This is a genomic window from Novosphingobium aerophilum, from assembly GCF_014230305.1.
Classification (GTDB): domain Bacteria; phylum Pseudomonadota; class Alphaproteobacteria; order Sphingomonadales; family Sphingomonadaceae; genus Novosphingobium; species Novosphingobium aerophilum.
Genome location: NZ_JACLAU010000004.1, coordinates 94,145 through 115,354, shown reverse-complemented (window position 1 = coordinate 115,354; position 21,210 = coordinate 94,145). Strand labels below are relative to the sequence as shown.

Below are 21,210 nucleotides of genomic sequence, written 5' to 3'. Positions count from 1 at the left end.
GTACTCGGCGCGAGCCGGTTGGGCGTGGGGAAACAGAAATGCTTTTCGGTCGATCGCTGGGTCTTTGTTCGGTCGCCGCCGTGGCGCTCATCGTGGCGGTGCCGGCCATGGCCGATGTCAAAACTGGCGAAGATGCGTGGAACCGAGGTGACTATGCCGCAGCGGTTCGCGAATGGGAGGGTCCCGCCGCGCAGGGCGACCCCGACGCCCAGTTCCGCCTTGCCCAGGCCTACCGCCTTGGCCGGGGCGTAACGCGCGATCTGGCCAAGGCCGAAATGCTGTTCGGCAAGGCCTCCGCCCAGGGACACCTCGAGGCCGGCGATTTCTATGGCCTCATGATGTTCGATCGCGGCGAGCGTGCCGCCGCCATGCCCTATATCCGCTCGGCGGCGGACCGCGGCGATCCGCGGGCACAGTACCTGCTGGGCATTGCCCACTTCAATGGCGATCTGGCACCGAAGGACTGGGTCCGGGCCTATGCGCTGATGACCCTGGCCCAGAGCGCGGGCCTGCCCCAGGCCGCGCCGGCGATCACCCAGATGGACCAGCACATCCCGCTCGCCCAGCGGCAGGCCGCCGCCTCGCTGGCGGCCAAGCTGGGCGAGGAGGCCGAGACCAACCGGCGCAATCAATTGGCCGCCGCCGACCTGGGCAGCCGGATCGTCCCGCCTGCCGCGCCCGCTTCCGCCGCGCCGGCCTCGCCCCCCCGCGGCAGCCCGCCCGCCCCGGCCAGGCCGGTCGTGCCCCCCCGCCCGGCCCAGGTGGCGACGGCCGGCTTGCCGTCGACAGGGGCCGTGCCGACCGGGCTTCCGCCTGCGCCACTCCCTGCCCCGCTCCCGGCGCCACGTCCGCCCTTCGGTCTGGCCCAGGCCGAGACGCCGCCGGCGGCACCTGCACCGTCCGATCCGGGTGACATGGCCGAGGCTCCCCCGCCCGCTCCGCGCCCGGTGGTCCGCCCGGCGCCCCGTCCGGCTGCCGCAGTGGCCACGGCAACCGGGCCATGGCGGGTTCAGCTTGGTGCCTTCGGCGTGGCCAGCAATGCCGATGCGCTGTGGGCCCGGGTCAAGGGGCGTCCGGAGATCGCCGGTCACCCGCGCGCCAACGTCAAGGCTGGCGCGGTGACCCGGCTGCTCGCGACCGGCTATGCCAGCCGTGAGGCGGCGAACCGGGCCTGCTCGGCGCTCTCGGCGGCGGGCATCGCCTGCCTGCCCGTGCAGGACTGACCATCCCGACCGAAGCGGACCGGCTGCCGTTGCTTGACCTCGTGCGCGGGGTCGCGGTGCTCGGCATCCTGGCGATCAACCTCGGCGCCTATGCCGGACCGATCGCCGCCTCGCTTTCGCCGCACCTCCCCGATCCCGGCAGCCGCGCGGACGAAGCGTGGTTCGCGCTGAACACGATCATCTTCGAAGGGAAGATGCGCGCGCTGTTCACCCTGCTGTTCGGCGCCTCGCTGCTGCTGTTCATCGATCGCGCCGAGGCGCGAGATCCGGGCGACCTCGTGGCGGGCGAGCGCCTGCAATTGCGCCGGCTCGGCTGGCTGGCGCTGTTCGGCTACCTTCACTTCCTGCTGCTGTGGTGGGGCGACATCCTGTTCACTTACGCGATCGCCGGGTTTGCCGCGCTCGCTTTCCGCCAGGCCCGGCCCGCCGCCCTGATGATCGCCGGGGTCACGCTGTTCGCGGGCTGGCACCTGACCATGGCGGCGGTGGGCCTGCCCCAGATCCGCGCCGAGGAGCGGGTTCTGCAGGCCGTCGCGCCACCCGCCGAGGCGCAGGCCTATGCCCGCGAACGGCGCAAGGATGCGGTCGCCACCGCACGCGAGTTGGCCGGCTATCGCCGCGGCTTTGCCGCCCAGGTGATCGGCAAGCTGAGCACCCAGCCAGACGAGCCGCTGCGGGCAGCGGTGGGCACACTGGGCGAAAGCCTGCCGCTGATGCTGATCGGCATGGCCCTGTTCCGCACCGGGCTGTACGCCGGACATTGGTCCCGGCGCCGGCTGGCCGGCCTCGCCGCGCTGGGGATCGGGATCGGCGGTCTCCTGACGGGCCTGCTCGTGGCCTTCGCCTGGAGCCGCCATTTTCCGCCGGTGCGGATGGTGCAGATGCTGGCCTATCACATGGCCCTGCCGCACCTGCTGATGGCGCTCGGTTATCTCGCCGCATTGATCCTGGCCGCGCCTGCCCTGCTGCGCACTGCGCTCGGCGACCGGCTGGTCGCGGCGGGACGGATGGCCTTCAGCAACTATCTGGGCATGACCGTGGTGATGACCAGCCTGTTCTACGGCTGGGGTCTGGGCTGGGTGGGACAGGTTCCGGAGCACTGGCTCTGGCCGTTCCTGCTGGGCGGCTGGGCCCTGATGCTGGGGTGGAGCCGGCCCTGGCTGGCACGGTTCCGCCATGGCCCGCTGGAATGGCTGTGGCGCTGCCTGACCTATGGCCGACGGATGCCGCTGCGCCGCTGAGCGGGCGAACAGTTGGGCTTGGCCGGCCGCAAGACAGACTTGCTCGACACGAGTCTACCATATCAGTAGACATTAATCCGTCGCTGCCGGGCTCTCCTCTCTCCCGTGTCCCACCCGGCAGCGGCCGCGGCTTTTGATCCGTCCAGCTTGCCCCGCGTCACCAAAGGCTAAAGCGCACGAACCCACGCGACCAACGCGCGATTCGTGTTTTCCTGAAGGAAACGAAGCATGGCGCGCACCTCATCTCCCCGCCGCAAGGCGTCCCCCCGGTCCTATCGCAGCGGCACGATCGCCTTGCCCCATTCCTCGTGGCGGCGGGCGGTCGAGGGAAAGGCCGGCACCGGCTCTCCGCGCGTGCTCAGCGCCGCGGAGTTCTGGGCCGCGCTGGGGCTGGAACCGTGAACGGGCGCGACGAGCCGGAACGCTGGCGAACGGCCTCCCGCCCCGCCGGGTCGGAGCCTGCGCTGTTCAGTCCTTGGCGAAGGGATTCTTCGGGCTGCGCAGGGTAAGCCGGATCGGCACCGCATCGAAGCCCAGTTCGCGCCGGATCCCGTTGATCAGGTAGCGACGATAGCTTTCCGGCAGCATGTCGAGCCGGGTGCCGAACATGACGAAGCTGGGCGGACGCGTCTTGGCCTGGGTGATGTAGCGCAGCTTGATCCGCTTGCCGCCCGGCGCCGGCGGCGGGTTGGCCGACAGGGCATCGTCGAACCAGCGGTTGAGCGCGGCGGTCGGCACGCGCTTGGACCAGGCATCGCGGATCGAGAAGGCCGCGCCGATCAGCGCATCGAGCCCCTTGCCGGTGCGCGCCGAGACCGAGAGCAGCGGCACGCCGCGAACCTGCGCGAGGCCTTCGTCCAGCGCCGCGCGGATCCCGTTGAATAGGCCCGAGGCGTTCTCCGCCACGTCCCACTTGTTGATCGCGATGATCAGCGCGCGGCCCTCTTCCAGCACCAGCGAGGCGATCTTGAGGTCCTGATGCTCAAGCCCGCGCGTGGCGTCGAGCAGCAGCACGACCACCTCGGCGAAGTCGATCGCCCGGCGGGCATCGGCGACCGAGAGCCTTTCGAGCTTTTCGACCACCTGGGCCTTTTTGCGCATCCCCGCGGTGTCGATCAGCCGCACCGGCCGCTCCTCGCCGCTTGCCGGATCGGTCCAGGCCCAGTCGACCGCGATCGAATCGCGGGTGATCCCGGCTTCGGGCCCGGTCAGCAGGCGGTCCTCGCGCAGCATCGCATTGATCAGGGTGGACTTGCCCGCATTCGGCCGGCCGACGATGGCCAGCTTGAGCACGGCCTTGGGATCGTAGTCTTCCTCGTCGGCGCTCGCCTCGTCCGCGGGATCGGGCTGCTTGTCCTCGATCAGCGGGAGCAGCGCTTCGAACAGGTCGCCCAGCCCCTGGCCATGCTCGGCCGAAAACGCGATGGGCTCGCCGAAGCCCAGCGAGAAGGCGTCGTAGAGCCCCCCATCGCCCTGGCGCCCCTCGGCCTTGTTGGCGAGCAGGACGATCGGCACGCTTTGTTCGCGCAGCCAGCGGGCGATCTCCTCGTCGAGCGGGGTCAGCCCCGCGCGCGCGTCGATCACGAACAGGGCGACGTCGGCCCCCTCGAGCGCGGCCTCGGTCTGGGCGCGCATGCGGCCGGGCAGGCTGGCAGGATCATCGTCCTCCCACCCGGCGGTGTCGACCACGGTGAAATCGAGCCCGAGCAGGTGAGCCTCGCCGAAGCGGCGGTCCCGCGTGACCCCCGGCTGATCGTCGACCAGCGCCAGCTTCTTGCCGACCAACCGGTTGAACAGGGTCGACTTGCCGACGTTGGGACGCCCGATGATGATGACCTGGGGGAGCATGGAAGCGCCGCCCTGCCGCTTTTCCGCGCCGGGCGCAAGCACGACCGGCCGCGGGCGGGTTGCCCCGGCATTCCCCTTATTGCATTGCAAGGATCGCGTTAACCATTTTCCGCGACCCTCGCTTAACCACAAACCGCGCAAGAGCCGGACGATGCGAACTGCCCATCCGCGCCTTTCTGCCCTGCTGGGCGCCTGCGCTCTCCTTGCCGCGACCGCCCCGGTCCACGCCGAATCGGCCATCGATGTCGAGCGCGCGCGGGGCGACCGCCACGACGACGACGAGCGGGACAGCGTGTCTGGCGGCGGCGGCAGCGAACTTCCGCCCTACCTGCAGTGCGTGCCTTACGCCCGGCAGGTCAGCGGCATCCAGATCCGCGGCGATGCCTGGACCTGGTGGAGCCAGGCCGAGGGCCGCTATGCCCGGGGCAACCGGCCGCGGGTCGGTGCGGTGATGACGTTCCAGCCCTATGGTCGCATGGAACTGGGCCATGTCGCTGCGGTCAGCCGGATCGTCGATTCGCGCACCGTGCTGCTGCGCCATGCCAACTGGAGCCCGATCAACGGACGCCGCGGCCAGATCGAGGACAATGTCCGCGCGGTCGATGTTTCGCCCGACAATGATTGGAGCCAGGTGCGCGTGTGGTTCGCCCCGATCCAGAACCTGGGGTCCACCGCCTGGCCGGTGCAGGGCTTCATCTATCCCAAGCGGATCGACCAGACCCCCAGGGGCACCCGCGTGATCGATTCGGTGTCCGATCCGATCGGCGCCATCATCGCCGCGCGGCTGGCGGTGAAGCGCTGAGCCCGGTGCTGCGCCAGCGCGTGGGCTTCGACAAGCTCAGCCTGAGCGGATCTTGTGCCGGCGGACGACGGCAGGCGCCTGTTCCCCGGTCACCGCAACCCACTCCGCCAAGGCGGAGGGACCGCACCATTCAGCAAGGCCCGCTCGGCCTGAGCCTGTCGAAGGCCATGCGCCAGGCTTGGCCCCAGCCGCTCTCAGGCCTTGGCGACTGGCGCGTTCGCGCCCAGATCCTCGAACCAGGCCTCGACCGGGCCGCTGAGCTTGATCGTCAACGGCTGCCCCTTGCGATCCAGCGTCTTGCCCGCCTGGACGCGCACCCAGCCTTCGGAAATGCAGTATTCCTCGACATTGGTGCGCACCACGCCCTTGAAGCGGATGCCCACGCCGCGCTGGAGCTTGTCCGCGTCGAAAAAGGGGCTGCGCGGATTGATCGCGAGGCGATCGGGCGGGGTGTCCGGACCGGAGGAGGTTTCTTCGCTCATGGCCAAGCGCCTCTAGGCTCCATTCCCCGCTTGTCAATTCGTGCGGAGGCCTCTATGGGCGCTGCTCCCGGCGGAATGGGCGCGTAGCTCAGCGGTAGAGCACACCCTTCACACGGGTGGGGTCACAGGTTCAATCCCTGTCGCGCCCACCATTCCCTCCGGGCTTTCCCCAAGGATCGTTGCGACAGGGCTGGCATGCGCCGGTCAGCGGTCGAGCACCAGCACCGGCTCGAAACCGCCGAACACCAGCCGCTTGCCGTCGAAGGGCATGTCCGGCTGGCTCCCCGCCGTCTCGGCCCATTCGCCGGAGGCCATCTTCTCGGCGAAGCGCGCGTGGGCCGCATCGCGGGTGGCGCGATCGGGCCATTCGACCCAACTGAAGCACACCGCCTCATCCTCGCGCGCATCGACCGCGCGGCGGAAATCGGTGTGCTGGCCCGCCTGCACATCGACCCCCCAGCATTCGACCACGCGCAAGGCGCCCTCGGCCATCAGCATCTCGTCGAAGTGGCGGGCATGCTCCACGAACTGTTCCTTGTTGGCATGCGGCACGGCAATCACGAACCCATCGACAAACGACATGGCCTCTCTCCTCTCCCGACTACCCTCTCCCGGCTACGATGCCGCAGCTGGGCCTTCGTTCCGAGCCCTATTCGCCGAGTGGTGGCGGACTCGCGGCGGCGACCGGGCTCCGGCCGGGTCATCGCCCCTTCCCCACAAGTGAGCGCCCCATGGACCCCGCCCCGGCTTGCGCCTGCGCGGCGGCTGCGGCATGGCGCGGCCATGCATGACATCAAGCTGATCCGCGACAATCCCGAGGCCTTCGACGCAGGCCTCGCCCGGCGCGGGGTTGAGCCGCAAGCTGCCGCGATCCTCGCGCTGGATGCCGAACGCCGGGCCGTGGCGACCCGCATGCAGGAGGTGCAGAGCCGCCGCAACGAGGCCTCCAAGGCGATCGGTGCGGCCATGGGCAAGGGCGACAAGGACGAGGCCGAGCGGCTGAAGGCCGAAGTGGCTGAACTGAAAGATGTTCTGCCGAAGCTGGAAACCGAGGAGCGCGACCTGACCGCCCGGCTGCAGGACGAGCTGGCCCGCTGGCCCAACCTGCCCGATGCCGCCGTGCCCGAGGGCGAGGACGAGGCCGGCAATGTCGAGGTCAGCCGCTGGGGCACCCCACGCAGCTTCGCCTTCGCGCCGAAGGAGCATGCCGACCTGGGTCCGGCGCTGGGCCTGGACTTCGAGACCGGGGCGCTGATCTCGGGCGCGCGGTTCACCTTCCTGCGCGGCCAGATGGCCCGGCTGCAGCGCGCGCTGGGGCAGTACATGCTCGATACACAGACCCTGCAAGCGGGCTACACCGAGTGTGCAACCCCGCTGCTGGTGCGGGACGAGGCCGCCTTCGGCACCGGCCAGCTCCCCAAGTTCGCCGAGGACCTGTTCCGCACCACCGACGGCCGCTGGCTGATCCCCACCGCCGAGGTCTCGCTGACCAACTCGGTGCGCGAGCAGATCCTCGCCGAGGCGGACCTGCCGCTGCGGCTGACCGCGCTGACCCCCTGCTTCCGCTCCGAGGCGGGCGCGGCGGGGCGGGATACGCGCGGCTATATCCGCCAGCACCAGTTCGAGAAGGTCGAGCTCGTCACCATCTGCAAGCCGGAGGACTCGCCCGCCGAGCACGAGCGGATGACCGCCGCCGCCGAGGCGATCCTGCAGGGGCTGGACCTGCCCTATCGCAAGATGCTGCTGTGTTCGGGCGACATGGGCTTCACCGCGCGCAAGACCTACGATCTGGAAGTCTGGCTGCCGGGGCAGGACGCCTATCGCGAGATTTCTTCGTGTTCCAACTGCGGCGATTTCCAGGCGCGGCGGATGAACGCGCGGTTCCGCCCGGAAGGCCAGAAGGGGACCGAGTTCGTCCACACGCTCAACGGATCGGGCCTGGCGGTGGGTCGCACGCTGGTGGCCGTGCTGGAGAATTACCAGGAGGCGGACGGCTCCGTCACGATTCCCGCCGCCCTGCTCCCCTACATGGGCGGGATCACCCGCCTGACCCCCGCCAACTGATCGGACCCTCACCCCTTGCGCATTCTCCTGACCAACGATGACGGCATCAACGCTCCCGGGCTGACCGTGCTGGAGCGGATCGCCCGGCAGTTTTCCGACGATGTCTGGATCTGCGCCCCGGCCGAGGAGCAGTCGGGCGCGGGCCATTCGCTCACCCTGACCAAGCCGGTGCGGCTGCGCCAGCATGCCGAACGGCGCTTTTCGGTGTCGGGAACGCCGACCGACGCGGTCACCATGGCGCTGCGCAAGGTCATGCCGCAGGCGCCCGACCTGATCCTGTCGGGGGTGAACCGCGGGGCCAACCTGGGCGACGACGTGACCTATTCGGGCACGGTCGCGGCGGCGATGGAAGGGACGCTAGCGGGCATCCCCTCGATCGCGCTGAGCCAAGTCTACACCAAGGAAGGCGTGGGCAACAACGTGCGGTTCGATGCTGCCGAGGACTGGGGCGCCAGGGCCATTGCCCCGCTGCTGGAAACCCCGTTCGCCGCGCGCACCCTGATCAACATCAACTTCCCGCCCCTGCCCGCGGCCGAGGTGCGCGGCATCAAGGCGGTGCGCCAGGGCTTCCACGACTACGCCCGCGGCTCGCTGGTCGAGGCGGTCGATCCGCGCGGCTTCCCCTACTTCTGGTTCGGACTGCACGGGATCGAGCACACCCCCGGTCACGACACCGATCTGGAAGCGATCGCGGAAGGCTTCGTCACGGTGACCCCGCTCCAGCTCGACCTGACCCACGAGGGTTCGCTGACCGGGCTCAAGGCCCGCTACGCCTGATGCGCCGGGGCCTGATGCGCCGGGCGGGTCGCCTGATCGCGGGACTGGCGCTGGCCGCGGCGCTGCCCGCACTGGCGGCGACCGACAAGCCGACCAGGTCCCAGGCCAAGGCTAAGCCCAAGGCCCCTTCCAAGGCCGCCCCCAAGACCCCCGCCAAGGCTGCCCCCGCCGCCGACACCGATCCCACCACCGAGACCCGCCACAAGGTCCTCGCCGGCGAGACCCTGGGCGGGATCGCGGGCCGGGCCGAGGTGCCGCGCATCCTGATCATCGAGGCCAACGGGCTGAAGCCGCCCTATGCCGTGCGCGAAGGCCAGGTGCTGGTGATCCCGCGCCGCCGCAGCCACACGGTCAAGGAGGGCGAGACCGGCTTTGCCATCGCCATGGACTATGGCGTGTCGTGGAGCGCGATCGCCGTGGCCAACGGGATCGACCCCAAGGGCCGGGTGCGCGCCGGGCAGACCCTGGTGATCCCGACCCTCACCAAGGCCCCGCCCCCCGTTGCCGCTCCCGCCACCCCGGACAGCGACGACGAAGCCGACGAGACCAGGTCCGCCGCCCGCGCCGACCAGCCGGCGGCGCTGCGCTTCGCCTGGCCCGCGCCGGGCAAGGTCCGCCGCGGCTTCGTCCTGCGCGCCAAGGGGGTGAGCAGCAGCGAAAGCCGCGCCCGCCGCAGCAAGACCAGCCCGCACGACGGGATCGACATCGCCGGGGCCAAGGGCGACCCGGTCCGCGCCGCCGCGCCGGGGCTGGTGTGGTTCGCCGGCAAGGAACCCAACCTCTATGGCAACGTGGTGATCATCGATCACGGCCGGGGTTGGTTCTCGGCCTATGCCAAGCTGTCCAGGGTCACCGTGAAAAAGGGCGAACTGGTCCGCGCCGGCGAGCGGGTCGGGCTGATCGGCAACACCGGATCGACCAGCACCACCGAACTCCACTTCGAAATCCGCCGCAACACCGTACCCCGCGATCCCGAGGCGCTGCTGCCGAAGCGGTGAGGGTTGCGAGCGAGCGTTTCACAAGTGCGGTGGCCTGACGTCTCGTCATCCTGAACTTGTTTCAGGATCCATCGTGCCATGAAGGCAGGTCCGGCTGCGATACGCCACCGAGGCCAATGACTTCCACGATGGCTCCGCGCCACAGGAGAGATCGATCCTGAAACAAGTTCAGGATGACGAAGACAATCGGAGGATCAATCCTCGTCTCGGCTGCCCTTTGGCACCCTTACCCCAGCGTCCAGAACACCGTGCCCATGGCGAGGTAGGCCACCAGCCAGAAGCCGGCGTCGACCAGCGCCTCGCGCAGGGTCACGCCGTGGCGGGCCTGGTTGATCCACACCGCCGGGATCACGAAGAACAGCGCCACGCCGCCCGACTGCATCCAGTAGAGCCACGGCTTGACCGCCAGGGTCTCGGCCCCGATCCGGGCCAGGCTGTGCCCCAGCATCAGCGCGGGAAAGGCCAGCAGGAACAGGCCCGCGATGGCATCGCGCACCGGGCCGGCGTCCGGGCGCCGGTCGGTCTGCATGAAGGCGAAGGGGGGAAGGCCGCCGAACAGCGGGCCATACCAGACCCGGCCGATCGCGGCGGCCAGTCCGGGGGCCAGCAACACGGCCAGCCAGTTGATCGCACCCATGGCTCAGTCTCCCTCGCGCCATTCGATGGTTTCGCCATGCCCGGGCGCAGCGGGCAGCCACCGGGCCGAAAACCCGCGGATCTGGTCCCGCACCGCCGCCACGTCGGCCGGGCCGAACGTGGGCAGCGGCACGAACGAATCGGCGCAGGCCGTGGCGGCCACGGCAATCAGCAGCGCCGGATCGCCCTTCCCGCCCGACCACAGGTCGGCCTCGAAGCATTCCACGATCCGTTCGGCCTGGAGCAGTTCGACGATATGCGCTTGGGGCACCTGGGCGCGGCTGGCGCTGGCGTGGCCGGCGGCATGGGCGATCGCGGCGATCTCTTCCGGGTGATAGCCCCCGGCGACCATGCCCCAGAAGGCCCCGCGCAGGCCCAGTTCCTGTTCGACGAACAGGTGCACGGCATCGTGCGGCAGCGGCCCTTTCTTGGGGAAGCGGGTGGCGAAACGGCTGCCATCATCGCGAATCCCGGCGATCCCGTCGTCGGCCTGCCCCTTGGTGATGGTGATGCGCATGATCGCCGCTTCATACGCGGCAATCGACGCGGGCGCCAACTGCGTGTAGGGGCGCGCGGCATATGGCACTGGAAATCCCCTCTCCGCGCAAGGTCGGCATGGTCAGCCTGGGCTGTCCCAAGGCGCTGGTCGACAGCGAGCGCATTCTCACCCGGCTGCGCGCCGACGGCTATGCGATGAGCGCGGACTATGCCGGCGCCGACGTGGTGCTGGTCAACACCTGCGGCTTCCTCGATTCGGCCAAGGAGGAAAGCCTGAGCGCGATCGGCGAGGCGATTGCCGAGAACGGCCGGGTCATCGTGACCGGCTGCATGGGGAACGAGGCCGAGCTGATCCGCGCTAGGTTCCCCGACGTGCTGGCCGTCACCGGAGCGCACCAGTACGAGGCCGTGGTCGAAGCGGTGCATCAGGCGGCCCCGGCCAGCCTGGGCCCCTATATCGACCTGATCCCGCAGGCCGATCCCGGCGAAGTGAAGCTGACCCCGCGGCACTACGGCTATCTCAAGATTTCCGAGGGCTGCAATCACGCCTGCTCGTTCTGCATCATCCCGCAACTGCGCGGCAAGCTGGCCAGCCGGCGGATCGATGCCGTGCTGCGCGAGGCGGAAAAGCTGGTCGCTGCGGGCACGCGCGAGCTGCTGGTGATCAGCCAGGACACCTCGGCCTATGGCGTCGACGTGCGCCACGAGGAGCGGACCTGGAAGGACCGCGCCGTGCGCACCCACATGACCGACCTGGCCCGGGAACTGGGCCAGCTCCGCAGCCCGGACGGGCAGACGCCCTGGGTGCGGCTGCACTACGTCTACCCCTACCCCCATGTCGACGCGGTGATCCCGCTGATGGCCGAGGGGCTGCTGACGCCTTATCTGGACATCCCGTTCCAGCACGCCGCGCCCTCGGTGCTGAAGGCGATGAAGCGTCCGGCGAACGAGGCCAAGGTGCTGGAGCGGCTGCGCCAGTGGCGCGCAATCTGCCCGGACATCGCGATCCGATCGTCCTTCGTGGTCGGCTTCCCCGGCGAGACCGAGGCCGACTTCCAGTACCTGCTCGACTGGCTGGACGAGGCCCAGCTCGACCGCGTCGGCGGCTTCCGCTTCGAACCTGTCGCCGGGGCCAGCGCCAATGACCTGCCCGGGGCCGTGCCCGAAGCGGTCAAGGAAGAGCGCTATGCCCGGCTGATGGAAAAGACCGAGGCGATCAGCGCCGCGCGGCTGGCCGCCAAGGTCGGTCGCACCCTGCCGGTGATCATCGACGAGGTGGGCGAACCCGACGAGGACGGCGATGTTGGTGCCACCGGCCGCAGCCAGGCCGACGCCCCGGAGATCGACGGCGCGGTCTACCTGCGCCAGGTGCCCGCCACGTTGCAGCCGGGTGACATCGTCCAGGTCACCGTGGAAGAGGCCGATGCCCACGATCTCTACGGCTTTGTTGCAGGATCATGACGCCGCAGTTGCGTTTCATGCAATCGTGTACGCACTATTCGCACTTGCAGCAAAACCGAGTCGGGCCCACATAGGGGGTGCCTTTCAGGCATCCTCTCCCAAAACTTCCAAAGGCCCGGTCGGCAACGACCGGGCCCTTTTTTTGGTCATCGTCATCCCGGGCTCGACCCAGGACCGCGGGCCGGATCGGACCGGCCTCGCGTCGATGAGGCCAGCGGTCCTGGGTCGAGCCCGGGATGACGGCAGCCACACGCCATCGCCGCGCTCACCCTGCTTCCGGACGCCAGTCGTACTGCATCTGCCGCGCGGTCAGCCGGGCGAGCTCCGGGCTGACCAGCCGACCGACCAGATGGAGACTCATCCCGATCCCGGCCGAGATCCCGGCCGAGGTCACCACGGCGCCTTCGTCCACGTAAGGGACACCCCCGATCACGCTGACCCGGGGATAGGCGGCGCGCAGATCTGCGAGATCCTCCCAATGGGTGGTGGCGCGCCGGCCATCGAGCAGGCCGAGCTCGGCCAGCAGGAAGGCGCCGGTGCAGACCGAGGCAGTCAGGCCCGCGGTGGCGGCGGTCTGGCGCAGCCAGTCCAGCGTGGTGCGGCAGCCCAGCGGCTGGTCGACCACCCCGCCCGGAACGATCAGCACGTCGATCGGTGGCGCATCGGCGAAGCCGTGGCCGGGCACGACGATCAGCCCGTGGCGTGCGCAGACCGGCTGCGCATCGCGAGCGACCGTGAACACCGCAAAAGGCGGCGTGGGCAGCCCGAGCAGGCGCGGGGCAATCCGCGCGGCGACCGAAAAGACCTCGAACGGGCCGGCAAAGTCGAGCACCTCAACCTCCGGAAAGAGCAGGATTCCCACCGAGCGGACGGCCGAAGGGGATGACGCGGACAGGTTCATCGTGGCGGCCTCCCGGCGCGGTCGTTAGCCCCCACCGCTCTCGCGCACAGGCTGGGTGATGATCTTGTCCCGCGCAACCCGCATGTCGCCGGTTTCGATCTGCAGGCGCAGCCGTTCGCGGTCGCGGGCGCGGAACATCGATTCGGCGCGGTCGATCTCGGCCAGGGCAACCCCGCTGTCCTCCAGCGCGCGGCGGGCCATGACGATCGCCGATTCGAGCACCTCGCGCACGATCCGCCGGGCCGGGCTGCCCTTGAGCCGCACCACCGCCCGCCGATCGTAGGCGCGGACATAGATCGCGGCATTGGGAAAGGCTTCGTGGACGGCCTCGAGGAATTCGGCGCTGAGCTGGTCCCCGTCGATGCAGAACAGGATCAGTTCGGCCTCCTCGGCCCCGGCCTGGCGCAGCAGGTCCAGCCGGGTGCCGTCCCCGAAATAGACCTTGGCGCCGAAGGTCCCGGCGACATCGATCATCTCGATGTCCGAATCGATCAGCGTCACCGGCACGTCGCTGGCGATCAGCATCTGCGCCACGGTCTGGCCGAAGCGGCCATAGCCGACCACCAGCGCGTTGGCGCCATCGGCCTGGGGCCCTTCCCGCTCCTCGGTGCCGGCGGTGACCGGTTCGTCCCGGATGCGGCGGGTGACGGTCATCAGGAAGGGGGTGGTCGCCATCGACAGGGTCACCACCGCGCCGAACAGGCTGGCGGCCTCGGGCGAGATCAGCAGCGCGTTCTGTGCCTGGGCGAACAGGACGAAGCCGAACTCGCCGCCCTGGCTGAGCAGCAGGCCAAGGCCCAGCGCGGCCCGGCTGGTCATGCCGAAGACCCGCGCGATGGCGAAGATCACCAGGGTCTTGGCGGCGATCAGCGCCAGCGCCATGCCGGCGACGAACAGCGGCCGCTCGGCGATGGCGTGGAGGTTGAGCATCATGCCCACGGCCAGGAAGAACAGGCCGAGCAGGATCGAGCGGAACGGCTCGACATCGGCCTCCAGCTCGTGCCGGTACGGCGAATCGGCGAGCATCACGCCCGCGATGAAGGCCCCGAGCGCAGTGGACAGCCCCAGCAGCTCCATCACCGCGGCCGAGGCCATCACGGTGAACAGGGCCGCGGTGACGAACATCTCGCGCTCGCCCAGGTTGCCGATCAGGCGGAACAGCGGGCGCAGCAGGTAACGGCCGGCCAGGATCAGCCCCAGGATCGCGCCGATCGTGGAGAGCCCCAGCAGCCAGCCCGGCGGACCACCGGCATCGGCCGGATTGCGGCTGAGCGCGGTGATGATCGTGATCATCGGGATGATCGACAGGTCCTGGAACAGCAGGATGGCAAAGGCGCGCTCGCCAAAGGGGGTGCGCAGCCGGCCGGAAGACTGGAGCATCGGCAGGACCTGCGCGGTCGACGACAGTGCCAGCGGCAGCCCCAGGGCCAGCGCGGCGGCCGGGGTGAAGCCGACGCCGAGCGCGACGATCGCCGCGATGGCGATGCCGCAGGCGGTGACCTGCAGCAGGCCCAGCCCGAAGATCTCGCGCCGCAGCCGCCACAGCCGCGCGGGGTTCAGCTCCAGCCCGACGATGAACAGCAGCAGGGTGATGCCCAGCTCGGCGATGCCCAGCTTGCCCTCGGGATCGCCCACCAGATGCAGCGCTTGCGGTCCGACGACGGCGCCGGCCAGCAGGTAGCCCAGCGTCGCCCCCAGGCCGAGCCGGCGGAACACCAGCACGAAGGCCAGGGCGAAGCCGAGCAGCAGGAACCCGTCGCGGACGAGCGAGACGTGGCCTTCGGCGCCGCTCATTGCGGCCATAGCGATGCGATGGGCATGGCACGCAGTCTAGAGGATCGCGGGGACTAGCCAAGCCCCGACGGCAGCCCGGCCGGCACCCTTCCCGCATCCGGCACCGCCGGCAGCGGAGGCCGCCGCCATGGCTTCGCCGTTACAGCCAGCCGATGCGCCGGAACCGCCACCACAGCCCGGTGCAGACCGAGACGATCAGCCCCAGCGCCATGAAGTAGCCGTAGCGCCACTTCAGCTCGGGCATGAAGCTGAAGTTCATCCCATAGATCCCGGCGATCGCGGTGGGCACGGCGAGGATCGCCGCCCAGGCGGCGAGCTGGCGGGTCATTTCGCCCTGGCGGTGCTGTTCGAGCAGGCTGGCGGTCTCGACGATCGAGGCCAGCGTCTCCTTGAGCCCGCGCATGCGCGCCAGCGCGCGGCGCGAATGGTCGAGCACGTCGCGGAACCAGATCCGCGCCCCGGGATCGATCACCGGCAGGTCGGTGGTGGCCAGCCGTTCGCAGACCTCCTCCATCGGCCCGGCGATCCGTTCGAAGCGGCGGATCTGGCGGCGCAGGCGGAAGATGCGGCGGATGGTCGAGGGCTGCGGGAAGGTGTCGATCGCCCGCTCCTCCATGACCTGGACCGCCTCCTCGAACCGGTCGATGATCGGCTGGAACCCGTCGACGATGAAGTCGAGGATGGCGTGGGCGACATAGTCCACCCCTTCGGCCATGCGCTCGGCATTGGCCTCGAGCCGATCGCGCACGGGGTTGTGCGCGCGGGACGAGCCGAACCGGACGGTGACCAGGTAATCGCGGCCCAGGAACAGCGCGGTCTGGCCATAGGCGATCTTCTCGCCCTCCTCGAGCTCGGCCGTGCGCGCGACGATGAACAGGCTCTGGCCATAGATCTCGACCTTGGGCATCTGCGTCGGGTTGAGCGCGTCCTCGACCGCCAGCGGGTGAAGATCGAACTGGCGGCGCGCCTGCTCCATCTCGGCCGTGGTCGGCTCGCACAGCCCGATCCAGTCGAAGCTGTCAGGCGGCAGCGGCACGCGGGGCTGCCCATCCAGCGCGAGCGCGTGGTCTTCGGTGCATCCGGCGGAATAACGGCGCGCGGCGATGATCGGCATGGCGCAGGGTGTGGCAAAGTCGATGCGCTCTGGCAATCACCGCGCGGCGCCGACCTGTCCCCTCAGCGCGCTTGCCCGCAGGCCCGGGCTGACCTAACCAGCCGCCATGTCCGACCAGAGCGCCACCCCCGCCCGCATCTTCACCGCCGCGCTGATCGTGATCGGTGACGAAATCCTGTCCGGCCGCACGCATGACAAGAACATCGCGCAGGTCGCCACCTGGCTGCAGGTCCAGGGGATCCGCCTGAAGGAGGTCCGCGTCGTCGCCGACGAGGAGCCCGCGATCATCGAGGCGGTCAACGCCCTGCGGGCGCGGAACGATTATCTGTTCACCACCGGCGGAATCGGCCCGACCCATGACGACATCACCGTGGACGCGATCGCCGCCGCGCTGGGTGTGGCGGTCGAGGTCCATCCCGAGGCGCGGGCCATCCTGGAAGACTATTACACCACCCGCGGCGGGCTGACCGAGGCCCGCCTGCGCATGGCGCGCGTGCCTGCCGGGGCCGATCTGATCCCCAACCGCTTCACCGGCGCTCCCGGCATCCGCTGGGGCAACATCTTCATCATGGCCGGCGTCCCCTCGATCACCGCCGGCATGCTCGAGGCCCTGACCGGCACGCTGGAGGGCGGCGCCCCGCTGCTGAGCGAGACGATCGGCTGCTGGGTGGGCGAGAGCGAAGTGGCCGACCTGCTGCGCCAGACCGAGAAGAGCCACGAGGGGTGCCAGATCGGCTCCTACCCGTTCTGGCGCGAGGGACGCACCGGGGCGAACTTCGTGGTCCGCTCAACCGACGCAGACCGGCTCGCGGCCTGTTGCGCGGCCCTGTCGCTCGGGCTGGAAGCGACCGGCCGGGCTGCGGTCCCCGGGGGCATCTGAGCCGGTGATGCCTGGCCGGTGCCGGATGGCCCTGCTGGGCCTTGCCGCCGCGCTCCATGGCTGTGCCGGAACCCCGGACCCACGCCTGGCCCCCTTTGCCGCGACGCTGGCCGCCAACGACAGCGCCACCACCGCGCTGGAGCAATGGTGCGCGGCCCGGCACATCGCCGATCCGGCCCGGGTTACCGCCAGCGTGCTGAACTCGGCGCCCGCGACGGCACCGGCCGATGCCCGCCACCTGCTGGACCTGCCGGACACCGAGCGGCTCGGCTATCGCCACGTGCGCCTCGCCTGCGGCGGCACCGTGCTGTCCGAAGCGCACAACTGGTACGTGCCGGCGCGCCTCACCGCGGAGATGAACCGCACGCTGGACACCAGCTCGGTGCCCTTCGGCAAGGTTGCCGCCCCGCTCGGCTTCCGGCGCGAGCGGCTCGGCACCCTGCCGCGCGGCCACCGCGATTGCCCGCGCGGCACGATCCTGGCGCACCGTGCCCTGCTCCGCCTGCCCGACGGCCGCCCGCTGGCGCTGCTGGTGGAATGCTACACGCGGGCGAATCTCGCCCCGTAGCCCAAGGGATGGACGACCGCGGCGAGCAGACGGGTCAACGGGCTCCCGTCATCACCCCCGCGGCTGCGGCACGATCTGGGCCCGCCAGGCGCGGTCCTTGACGAGGAACTGCTTGGCCAGCTCCTGCATGATCGCGGGCGTGGTCACGGTGTAGTCCGGGATGATCGTGCGGATGCCGACAAAGCGGGTGGGATCGCGGGTCGCACCTTCGAGCAGGTTCATGAAGAAGGCGCTGCTGGTCGCGGCGCGGGTGACCTGCTGCTTGAGCGGCTCGGTCACCCGGGCCAGCTCATCGGCGGTCGGCGGATTGGCCACCAGATCGGCCGCGATCTCGTCGGCGGTCTGGAAGAACACCGGGACATCGCGCGGCTGCAGCTGGGCCACGGCGGTGATCGATCCCCCCGCGTCGAGGTCCATCGGCCAGCTGGAGAAGACCTGCGGCGCATAGCTGGCCCCCAGCTTCTCACGCAGGCGATCGAGCAGGCGGTTCGACAGCAGATTGGTGAGGATCTCCAGCTGGCGCGAGACGCGCACCCCGGCCGATCCGCCTCCGGTCGGCCACGAGACCAGCACCGCCGCCTGGTTGGCATCGCCATGATGGGGAATCACGATCGGCGCGCCGCCGCCGCGCGGGACCAGCCCGGTCATCGAAGCCTTGAGCCCCGGCGCCTCGTCCCGCGGCGCCAGGGCGCCGAAGGTCCGCACCAGGGCCTCGACCGTGCTGTCGCGGTTGATGTCGCCGAACACCTGCACCTCGATCGGACCCGAGGCGAGGATCGGGGCCCAGACCTGGCGGAAGCCGGCGGGAGTGGCCGCGTCGAGATCGGCCGGCGCCGGGGTGCGATAGCGGGGATCGCCATTGTGCTGCAGCAGTTTCAGATCGCGTTGAAGCACGCCCTGCGGCGAGGTGGCCAGGCCATCGTACTGCAATCGTGCGGCCGCCCGGGCGCGCAGCACCGGGGCCTCGTCCCAGCGCGGCAGCGCCAGCTTGGCGGCGAAGAGGTAGAGCTGGTCGGCCAGATCGGCCTGGCGGGTGTCGGCGCTGAAGGTGAAATCGGCATCGTCGATGCGGAAATCGAACCCCATCTTGCGCCCGGTGGAGATGCGGTCGAGCTCTTCCTGGCCCAGCGTCGCCTCGCCCGAGCCGACCAGTGCCATCTGGCCCAACTGGATATAGGCCGCATCACCCGGGGCAAAAGCGCGATAGCCCGCGCCGAAGCGGACTTTCACGGTCACCCGGCCCGGCTCGTCGTTGCTCGGCCAGATCAGCGCCTTGACCCCGTTGGCGAGTTCGATCTGCTCGATCTGCCCGATCCCGGTCGGGATCGCCGCGACAACCCGACCGGGCGTGCCGATCGGCGGCAACTGGTCGAACGAGATCGACTTGTTGGCCAGCCGCGCCTTGCCGTCGGCGATCACCGGGGCGGCCAGGGCCTGGCGCAGGGTGACGGCGGTGCCGTCGCTCGCCCGCGGGGTGACCAGCGCGGCGCGGGTGACCGTGCCGTTGAACAGTTGGCGGGTGTGCTGCAGCACGGCCTGGGGGGTGATCAGCGGGACCGACTGGCGGAAGATGCGCAGCACGGCTTCCGGATTGGCCACGGTCTCGCGAATGTCGACCGCCTGGACAATGTCGTCAGCCAGGCGCGAACCGGGCTGCAGGGTCTGCTGCTCCTGCGCGCTGGCGAAGGCCACGTCGAGCTCGGCCACTTCGCGGGCGATCTCCTCGGCGGTGGGCGGAATGGCCATGGCGTCGGCGATCACGGCGCGCACGTCCTTGACCGCCGCCTGCCAGTCCTCGCCCAGCGGGGTGACGCTGACGAAGGTGGCGTCGGTCGAGCGCGACACGTCCTGCTGGTTGACCTGCGCGATCAGGAAGCTGCCCCCGGCCCGCGCCCGCGCCTCGAGCCGGCGGTTGATCACCGCCTGGGCAACCTGATCGATCATCAGTCCCTGGTTGTAGGCGATCGTGTCGTTCACCTGGCGCCACGGCCGCAGCGTGGCCCAGGTCACGTTGCGCGGCAGGTCGGGCTCGACGATCACGCGGGTCTGGCCGAGCAGCCCACCAATCCCCGCGGCCCGCACGGCCCCCGGAGGCGCGACGGGATCGCCGAAGCTGGGCGCGGGAACATGGGCGCCGGAGGGATTCCACCGCGCGAACCACTTGCGCACCAGCGCCTCCAGCTCGGCCGTGGGGCGATCCCCGGCGAGCACGACCACGGTGTTCTCGGGCCGGTACCAGCGCGCGTGGAACGCCCGGACCGATGCCTGGGTGGCGGCCTTCAGCGTTTCCTCGGTGCCGATCGGCGAACGCAGGGCCAGCGGCTGCCCGGCATAGAGCACTTCGCGCAGGGCATCCTGCACCCGCGCGGCCGCTCCACCCCGCTCGCGCTTTTCGGCGAGCACGATCGGCAGATCGGTCTGGATGTTCTTGTCGCTGAGAGTCGGCGCGATGACCATGCCCGACAGGTACTTCATCGATTCGTCGAGCCCGGCGTCGGTCGCCTCGGGCAGGTCGATCGAATAGGTCGTCCCGGTGGGGGTGGTCTCGGCATTGGTGTCGCTGCCGAACGAGGCGCCCAGCCGCTGCCAGGCGTGGATCGCCTCGCCCTCGGCCAGATGCTCGGACTGGCGGAACACCAGATGCTCGATGAAGTGGGCATAGCCACGCTCGTCGTCCCGCTCGTTCAGCGAGCCGACATCGACGCGCACCCGGATCGAGACCTGCCCCGGGGGCACGCCATTGGTCCGCACCGCATAGCGCAGGCCGTTGGGCAGCTCGCCGAAGACCCAGGCGGGATCCTGCGGCACGTCGCTGCCGCGGTAGAGCCAGGGACCGGTGTAGGGCTTGGCTGCCGGCGCGACGGCTGGTCGGGCTGGAGCGGCTGGTCGGGCCGGGGCGGCGGCGGCCGGAGCGGGCTTGCCCCGGGCCGGACGGGCCGCGACCGCGCCCGGCAGCGAGCCGAGCGAGAGGATTGTTGCGACCGTGGCGATCGACAGGGCGGACAGCAGGGCTCGGGCGGCGCGGGACGTCTGGTTCATCACCGCCGGTATAGGAGGACGAACGGTGAAGGACCAGTGAATAGGCCAACCCGGTCCGGGCGTCGCCCCAACGGGAGCAGACCGGTCAGCGCGGGCCGCGCCGGCGCGACCGCCCCGCTGGCCCCGTTTCCTCTGTCCGGTCCCCCGGACTGGTCCCTGGTCAGGGCTTCGCCGGCTCGGCCGGGGCGGCGGCGGCGCTGCCCTGGCGCATCGCCTCGACCTCGGCGGCGGTGCGCGAATCCAGCAGTTCCACCTGGAACACCAGATTGGCGTCGGCCGGGATCGGGCCGGCCCCCTGCTTGCCATAGCCCAACGCCGCCGGGATGCAGAACCGGTAGACGCCGCCGCGCGGGATCATCTGCAGGCCCTCGCTGAAGCCGGGGATCACCCCATCGGCCTTCATCGGGGTGCGGGTGTTCTGGTCGAACACCTTCCCGTCCGCCGCCAGATAGCCGATGTAATCGATCAGCACGTAATCCGATGCACCCGCCTTCGGACCGGTGCCCGGACGCAGTTCGGTATAGCCCAGGCCCGACGGGGTCAGCTTGGCGCAGGTGCGCTTGTCGGCCTCGACCACCGGCTGCAGCGGCAGGGGAATGATCCCGGTCAGATTCTGGCCGATCGCGACGGCTGCGGTGGTGGCGGCGGCCAGCCCGACCAGAACGAACGCGGCGGTGGTCTTCTTCATCGGTTGTCCTTTTCTGGTCCCAGCGGGTCTGATCCGCCCGGGCAGTCTGCCCCGGTCACCCGATGCACCGATCAGGCCGCCGCCGCTTAGGCCAGCCGGCGACAGGCAGCAAGCCGGGTCATCGATCCGCTGGCTGGCCGCTCTGGACAGGTTCTCCAAGACGGTTCTCTGGGCCCATTCTGCGGAGCCTCGCACG

At 70.1% G+C, this 21,210-nt stretch carries 20 protein-coding genes and 1 tRNA gene; 11 read left to right on the top strand and 10 right to left on the bottom strand.

Translation table 11 applies throughout. From position 1 onward, the window contains the following. Window positions 1-38: 38 nt before the first annotated feature. From H7F49_RS04930 to H7F49_RS04920, 3 genes are all read left to right on the top strand, one after another. Window positions 39-1,223, top strand: coding sequence for an SPOR domain-containing protein (locus H7F49_RS04930; RefSeq protein WP_214647661.1), 1,185 nt, complete (start codon window positions 39-41; stop codon window positions 1,221-1,223). A gap of 29 nt (window positions 1,224-1,252) precedes the next feature. Then, window positions 1,253-2,464, top strand: a complete 1,212-nt coding sequence (locus H7F49_RS04925) for a DUF418 domain-containing protein (protein ID WP_235981852.1) — start codon at window positions 1,253-1,255, stop codon at window positions 2,462-2,464. Window positions 2,465-2,692: 228 nt separating this feature from the next. Beyond that, window positions 2,693-2,866, top strand: a complete 174-nt coding sequence (locus H7F49_RS04920; protein WP_185682458.1) for a hypothetical protein — start codon at window positions 2,693-2,695, stop codon at window positions 2,864-2,866. Window positions 2,867-2,932: 66 nt separating this feature from the next. On the opposite strand, the gene der is transcribed toward H7F49_RS04920, so the two are convergent. Next, window positions 2,933-4,312 (bottom strand): ribosome biogenesis GTPase Der, encoded by a 1,380-nt coding sequence (der, locus tag H7F49_RS04915; RefSeq protein ID WP_185682457.1) that lies wholly within the window; start codon window positions 4,310-4,312, stop codon window positions 2,933-2,935. 151 nt (window positions 4,313-4,463) lie between these two features. Between der and H7F49_RS04910 the strand changes: the two genes are divergently transcribed. Next, a complete protein-coding gene (locus tag H7F49_RS04910) occupies window positions 4,464-5,114 on the top strand; it encodes a CHAP domain-containing protein (RefSeq protein WP_185682456.1) in 651 nt (216 codons plus the stop codon). A 194-nt stretch (window positions 5,115-5,308) separates the two neighbouring features. On the opposite strand, the gene H7F49_RS04905 is transcribed toward H7F49_RS04910, so the two are convergent. Continuing rightward, window positions 5,309-5,596, bottom strand: a complete 288-nt coding sequence (locus H7F49_RS04905; protein ID WP_185682455.1) for a DUF3297 family protein — start codon at window positions 5,594-5,596, stop codon at window positions 5,309-5,311. A 77-nt stretch (window positions 5,597-5,673) separates the two neighbouring features. Here H7F49_RS04905 and H7F49_RS04900 point away from each other — a divergent pair. After that, window positions 5,674-5,748, top strand: a tRNA-Val gene (locus H7F49_RS04900). 52 nt (window positions 5,749-5,800) lie between these two features. Here the strand turns inward: H7F49_RS04900 and H7F49_RS04895 are convergent. Further along, entirely contained in the window at window positions 5,801-6,178 is a 378-nt protein-coding gene (locus tag H7F49_RS04895) for a DUF1428 domain-containing protein (protein ID WP_185682454.1), read from the bottom strand. 201 nt (window positions 6,179-6,379) lie between these two features. Here H7F49_RS04895 and serS point away from each other — a divergent pair, with 201 nt between their 5' ends. Genes serS through H7F49_RS04880 form a run of 3 tightly spaced genes read left to right on the top strand, consistent with a single transcriptional unit; the run spans window position 6,380 to window position 9,435 of the window. Next, complete coding sequence (gene serS / locus H7F49_RS04890) at window positions 6,380-7,660, top strand: serine--tRNA ligase (RefSeq protein ID WP_185682453.1); 1,281 nt, start codon at window positions 6,380-6,382, stop codon at window positions 7,658-7,660. Window positions 7,661-7,675: 15 nt separating this feature from the next. Next, window positions 7,676-8,437 carry a 5'/3'-nucleotidase SurE gene (surE, locus tag H7F49_RS04885; RefSeq protein ID WP_185682452.1) on the top strand — a complete coding sequence of 254 codons (762 nt, stop codon included), beginning with the start codon at window positions 7,676-7,678 and terminating at the stop codon, window positions 8,435-8,437. After that, window positions 8,437-9,435, top strand: coding sequence for a peptidoglycan DD-metalloendopeptidase family protein (locus H7F49_RS04880; RefSeq protein WP_185682451.1), 999 nt, complete (start codon window positions 8,437-8,439; stop codon window positions 9,433-9,435). Before surE ends, H7F49_RS04880 begins: the two co-directional genes overlap by 1 nt. Window positions 9,436-9,661: 226 nt before the next feature. Here the strand turns inward: H7F49_RS04880 and H7F49_RS04875 are convergent, their stop codons facing one another. Together H7F49_RS04875 and H7F49_RS04870 are read right to left on the bottom strand one after the other, a co-directional pair. Then, entirely contained in the window at window positions 9,662-10,072 is a 411-nt protein-coding gene (locus H7F49_RS04875; RefSeq protein ID WP_185682450.1) for a DUF1761 domain-containing protein, read from the bottom strand. Window positions 10,073-10,075: 3 nt separating this feature from the next. Then, the gene (locus H7F49_RS04870; RefSeq protein WP_185682449.1) at window positions 10,076-10,627 is read right to left on the bottom strand and encodes a hypothetical protein; all 552 of its coding nucleotides are present in this window, start codon (window positions 10,625-10,627) and stop codon (window positions 10,076-10,078) included. A gap of 23 nt (window positions 10,628-10,650) precedes the next feature. Between H7F49_RS04870 and rimO the strand changes: the two genes are divergently transcribed. Beyond that, window positions 10,651-12,030 carry a 30S ribosomal protein S12 methylthiotransferase RimO gene (gene rimO, locus H7F49_RS04865; RefSeq protein WP_185682448.1) on the top strand — a complete coding sequence of 460 codons (1,380 nt, stop codon included), beginning with the start codon at window positions 10,651-10,653 and terminating at the stop codon, window positions 12,028-12,030. Window positions 12,031-12,295: 265 nt separating this feature from the next. Here the strand turns inward: rimO and H7F49_RS04860 are convergent, their stop codons facing one another. From H7F49_RS04860 to H7F49_RS04850, 3 genes are all read right to left on the bottom strand, one after another. After that, a complete protein-coding gene (locus H7F49_RS04860; protein WP_185682447.1) occupies window positions 12,296-12,931 on the bottom strand; it encodes a DJ-1/PfpI family protein in 636 nt (211 codons plus the stop codon). Window positions 12,932-12,955: 24 nt separating this feature from the next. Beyond that, complete coding sequence (locus H7F49_RS04855) at window positions 12,956-14,734, bottom strand: cation:proton antiporter domain-containing protein (protein WP_235981851.1); 1,779 nt, start codon at window positions 14,732-14,734, stop codon at window positions 12,956-12,958. Between the two features lie 130 nt (window positions 14,735-14,864). Continuing rightward, window positions 14,865-15,839 carry a magnesium and cobalt transport protein CorA gene (locus H7F49_RS04850; protein ID WP_185682445.1) on the bottom strand — a complete coding sequence of 325 codons (975 nt, stop codon included), beginning with the start codon at window positions 15,837-15,839 and terminating at the stop codon, window positions 14,865-14,867. A gap of 106 nt (window positions 15,840-15,945) precedes the next feature. Between H7F49_RS04850 and H7F49_RS04845 the strand changes: the two genes are divergently transcribed. Beyond that, the gene (locus H7F49_RS04845) at window positions 15,946-16,719 is read left to right on the top strand and encodes a competence/damage-inducible protein A (protein ID WP_185682444.1); all 774 of its coding nucleotides are present in this window, start codon (window positions 15,946-15,948) and stop codon (window positions 16,717-16,719) included. A 25-nt stretch (window positions 16,720-16,744) separates the two neighbouring features. Then, a complete protein-coding gene (locus H7F49_RS04840; RefSeq protein WP_185682443.1) occupies window positions 16,745-17,287 on the top strand; it encodes a chorismate--pyruvate lyase family protein in 543 nt (180 codons plus the stop codon). A gap of 51 nt (window positions 17,288-17,338) precedes the next feature. On the opposite strand, the gene H7F49_RS04835 is transcribed toward H7F49_RS04840, so the two are convergent. Further along, on the bottom strand, window positions 17,339-20,326 hold the full coding sequence (locus H7F49_RS04835) for a M16 family metallopeptidase (protein ID WP_185682442.1): 2,988 nt from the start codon (window positions 20,324-20,326) through the stop codon (window positions 17,339-17,341). Between the two features lie 160 nt (window positions 20,327-20,486). After that, window positions 20,487-21,014, bottom strand: coding sequence for an FKBP-type peptidyl-prolyl cis-trans isomerase (locus tag H7F49_RS04830; RefSeq protein ID WP_185682441.1), 528 nt, complete (start codon window positions 21,012-21,014; stop codon window positions 20,487-20,489). Window positions 21,015-21,210: the final 196 nt, after the last annotated feature.